This is a genomic window from Streptomyces sp. NPDC001157 (genome assembly GCF_053598255.1).
Map to the genome: position 1 here is coordinate 102126 of NZ_JBSFJW010000001.1, position 4168 is coordinate 106293.

Annotated in this window: 4 protein-coding genes; 2 read left to right on the top strand and 2 right to left on the bottom strand. The window is 70.8% G+C overall.

Annotated elements, in window-relative coordinates:
- Positions 1-267: 267 nt before the first annotated feature.
- Complete coding sequence (locus ACWDAG_RS00480) at positions 268-1143, top strand: helix-turn-helix transcriptional regulator (protein ID WP_450693364.1); 876 nt, start codon at positions 268-270, stop codon at positions 1141-1143.
- A 4-nt stretch (positions 1144-1147) separates the two neighbouring features.
- On the opposite strand, the gene ACWDAG_RS00485 is transcribed toward ACWDAG_RS00480, so the two are convergent.
- The gene (locus ACWDAG_RS00485; protein ID WP_450693365.1) at positions 1148-1447 is read right to left on the bottom strand and encodes an Atu4866 domain-containing protein; all 300 of its coding nucleotides are present in this window, start codon (positions 1445-1447) and stop codon (positions 1148-1150) included.
- 168 nt (positions 1448-1615) lie between these two features.
- Here ACWDAG_RS00485 and ACWDAG_RS00490 point away from each other — a divergent pair, with 168 nt between their 5' ends.
- Positions 1616-3019, top strand: coding sequence for an amidohydrolase family protein (locus ACWDAG_RS00490; protein ID WP_450693366.1), 1404 nt, complete (start codon positions 1616-1618; stop codon positions 3017-3019).
- Here ACWDAG_RS00490 and ACWDAG_RS00495 read toward each other — a convergent pair.
- Positions 3013-4149: a hypothetical protein gene (locus ACWDAG_RS00495; protein WP_450693367.1), complete on the bottom strand. Its 1137-nt coding sequence runs from the start codon at positions 4147-4149 to the stop codon at positions 3013-3015. The genes ACWDAG_RS00490 and ACWDAG_RS00495 overlap by 7 nt on opposite strands.
- Positions 4150-4168 lie beyond the last annotated feature (19 nt).

Consider the following 4168-nt stretch of genomic DNA (forward strand, 5'->3'; position numbering starts at 1 on the left):
AGGCGAGCGCCGAAACGGACGCCGCGCGCCGGCCACCATCATGGCTCGCGCAGTGCCGTGCTGCGCGGGCAGCGCGTGGCCTGCCTTGGCGCGGAGCAGGGCGGCGGCGGGGGTGGCCCCAAAAGCATCACGTCAGACACCTCGGCCCGGCCCCCGCGGCCTGAATCCTGTACCTGTAACCGGCCGACCCCGCAGGTGCGGCACGGCCGGACGCCTGGACGTCCCCTCGACCGACGGCGGGCGCTCCCCCTCCACTAAGTTGGGGTCATGAGCGACAGCACTCCTTTGGGAGACTTCCTCAGAGCACGGCGCGAAGCCCTCAAGCCGCAGGACGTGGGCCTGCCGGAGCACGGGCGCAGGCGGGTGCCGGGGCTGCGCCGCGAGGAGGTCGCCTTTCTCGCGGGCGTGAGCTCCGACTACTACATGCGCCTGGAACAGGGCCGGGAGACCAGCCCGTCGCCCCAGGTGATCGACGCGATCGCCGCCGCCCTCCACCTCGACGACGAGGCACACGACCACCTGCGCAGACTCACCCGGGCGCCCCAGGAGCGCCGCAGCGCCCTCGCCGGTCACGACAGAGCCGGCCCCCAGCTTCTGCGGCTGATCGACAGCTGGCCCGACACCCCCGCCTTCATCACGGGACCGGCCCTGGACATCCTGGCGCACAACACGCTCGCCGCGGCCCTGCACAGCGGATTCCAGCGGTTCGACAACCTGGCCCGCATGATCTTCCTGGACCCGGCCGGGCGTACCTTCTACCGGGACTGGGACAAGGCCGCGAACTCGTGCGTGGCCGAACTGCGCGCGGCCTACGGATACGACCCCGATTCCCCGCGGATCATCGAGGTCGTCGACACACTCTGCGCGAAGAACCCCGATTTCGCCGAACTGTGGGCACGGCACGAGGTGAGGGGCAAGACGCAGCAGGCGAAGAACCTCGCGCACCCCGAGGTCGGCGCTCTGGAGATCGAGTTCTCGGCCTTCACCGTCAACGGTGCCCCGTACCAGCAACTGGTCGTCTACCAGGCCGATCCGGCCGGTGCCACTGCGGCTGCCTTCGCCGAACTCCGGTCCCGCGCCGTTCGAGAGGAACCCGTACAGGTGGTGCGGGAGCAAACCGGCCGGGCTCTCAGCGACACGTGACCTGTCAGTCGCGCGACCGGGTGCCTCCCTGCCCGGCCCGCTGTTCGCCCTCGCGGTAGAGCACCAGGTGCTCGTGGAAGAGAACCCCGTCGCGGATGTCGCCGGTGGCGGTGAAGCCGGTGTCGTCGACGTAGTCGATGTGGTCGCCGGTGACGGTGTAGCGGCCGGTATAGGCGCTCCGACGGTTTCCGCGGGCCTCGTCGTAGCGGCCGTTCGGCAGCAGTTCCTGGCGGATGAACCCGTCCGCGGTCACCCACATCCCGACGTACGGGTGAGGGGCGCGAGGCATGTCAGTGCTGGTCATGGCCCCATGGTTGGCCCGGCAGCCGATGGCAGCCAGGCCGCGGTATCCCCAGGTACGGGCTTCCTGGGGGCGGCGCACCTGGGGATACGGCGGCCTGGTTGCCGTAGCGGGCGGGATCGAGGCTGGTTTCCGAAAAGTCCCGGCCGCCGTACGGAAAGAAGACCTCTCGTGAACGTCCACGACACCACCAGCGCCGCCGTCCTCGAACAGCTCCGGCGCCGCCCCGCAGCTGAACGGCGCATCCTGTTCGCCGGGGCGACCATCGTCACCATGGACCTCGGCCTCGGTGTCATCGAGCGCGGCGACCTCCTCATCGAGGGCGACACCATCACAGCCGTCGGCCGTGACCTCGCCGCGGGCGACGCCGTGGTCGTCGACGCCACCGGCACCGTCCTCAGTCCCGGCTTCGTCGACACCCACCGGCACGCCTGGGAGGCCCAGCTGCGCCGGATCATGCCGGACGTCGACGACCTCGGCGGCTATGTCATGGCCACACTGGCCGGGTACGCCACGGTCTACCGGCCCGAGGACATGTACATCGGTACGAGACTGGCCGCCCTCACCGCGATCGACAGCGGCATCACGACCATGCTCGACTTCTCCCACAACTCCCGCACCCGCGAGCACTCCGACGCCGCCATCGAAGCCCTCCGCGACACCGGCATCCGCGGCGTGCACGCCTCCATGGGCCCGCACTTCGGCGACTGGGACCGGCAGTGGCCCGGCGACCTGACCCGCATCAAGGGCCAGTACTTCAGCAGCGACGACCAGCTGCTGACCCTGCGCCTGGCGACGCTCGCCACCGACGAGATCGCCGGACCGGCGCTCGCCTACGGTCCCGAACTCGCCCGCGTAGCTGCGGACTTGTGCATCGGAGTGAGCGTGGACGCCGTCTTCGGCACGTCCTCCTCCGAAGCGGTGCTGCGCTGGGCCAAGGACGGCGTCCTCACTCCCGACGTCACCCTCATCCACGCCACCGGACTGACCCCCGAGGCCTGGAAGGCGATGGGAGAGACCGGCACGACCGTGGCGCTCGCCCCCACCTCCGACGCCCAGATCGGCCTGGAGACCGCGATCCCCGCCGTCGACGAGGCCCTGTCCGTCGGCATCCGCCCGGGACTGAGCATCGACGTCGAAGTCGCCCTGGCCAGCGACATGTTCACGCAGATGCGGGCCCTGCACGCCATCCAGCGGATGCGCGCCGTCAACGCCGCCCACGGCACCGACCGGCAGCCCCACCGCATCACCACCCACGACGTACTGGACTTCGCCACCCTCCAGGGCGCCCGCACCAACGGCCTGGCCGCCGTCACCGGCTCACTCGCCCCGGGCAAGAAGGCCGACCTGCTGGTCATCCAGGCGGAGGACCTCAACAACATGCCGCTCAACGACCCGATCGGCACCGTCGTACTGGGCTCCGACGCCCGCAACATCAGCGCCGTCCTCATCAACGGCGAGCCCCGCAAATGGGACGGCCACGTCCTCGACGTCGACCTGTCCGCCCTGCGCAGCGAGGTCCACACCTCACGCGAGCACGTGCTGAACACCCGGGGAACGCACCGGCATCAGTAACGGCCGTTCCGGGACACCTCTTGGCTGTCGCCGACGGCCGTGGTCACCACGGCCCATATGTCATGTCCCGTGTCGCGGGTGCCCTGGTTGTGGTTGTACTGGAACTGGAAGACGTAGGTTCCTGGGTCGAGGGTGATGCCCTGGTTGAGGGTCACGACGTAGTCCGCTCCGCCGTCCGACGCCCTTCCCGTGTGCACCGTGACCTTGTCTCCGAGCGACGTCCAGACGCCGGTGTTCGCCACACCACCGGTCTGGGCCACATGCAGGACGACCTTCAGGGCGCTGAGCTTCTTGGTGGTCGTGACGTTGACATTGCTCTCGCTCCAGTAGTTGTTCGGGGACGTCACGGAGGTCCGTACGGAGAGATAGCTGCTTTGCGCGGCCGTCGAGGACCTGGTCGTTGCCTTCTGGGGCGAGACCGCCGCGGCGTGCGGCGGCGCGGGAGCGTGAGTGTTCTGGGCGTCGGCTGCCGCCACGCCCACGGCGGGGGGCGCGGCCGCGGCCGCCTTCCCGGCCCCTGCCGCAACGCGGCCCTTCGCAGGCGTCGACGGAGTGCGGGTCGGGGAGCCCGGCTGGTCGAGGCCCTTGCCGGGGCCCACCAGAGGCTGCGGCTTCTCCTTCGCCGTCGCGGCGGTCGAATGCGACAGTCCTTCGGACACCCCTACGGCCGCGAGCAGGGCCCCGGCCGCGACGGCGACACCCAGAAGCCACTTCGAAACGGCGTGGCCGGCGACGGCGACAGCCCCCGTGGGAACCGGTGCCGTGTGCGCACCGCGCTGCTGCTCGGCGACGGACGCCTGCCACAGGGCTACCGACGATCCCTCGCCGGCAGCCTCCGCAGCGACCTTGGTGTCATCAACGGCCGCCTGTGCGGACGGGGTTGCCGGGGCCGCAGGCGGATCGGCCTGCGCCGGCGTGGGCTGAGCGGTGCTCTGGTCCTGGCCCTCGTCCTGCGTCCCGGCCCACGGCAGGGGCTGATCCCACACGGCGCCCGTCGGCGCAGCGGCCCGCCCGCCGCTCTCGCCGTCCGGTGCGGTGGGCGCCGGGGCGAGCGCGACCTGTGCCTGGGGCTGCGTGGCAGGACCGTCCGTCCCGCCGGGTTCCTTGGCGGTCTGGTCTCCGTGTGTCATCTCAGCTCTGTTCCCTTCC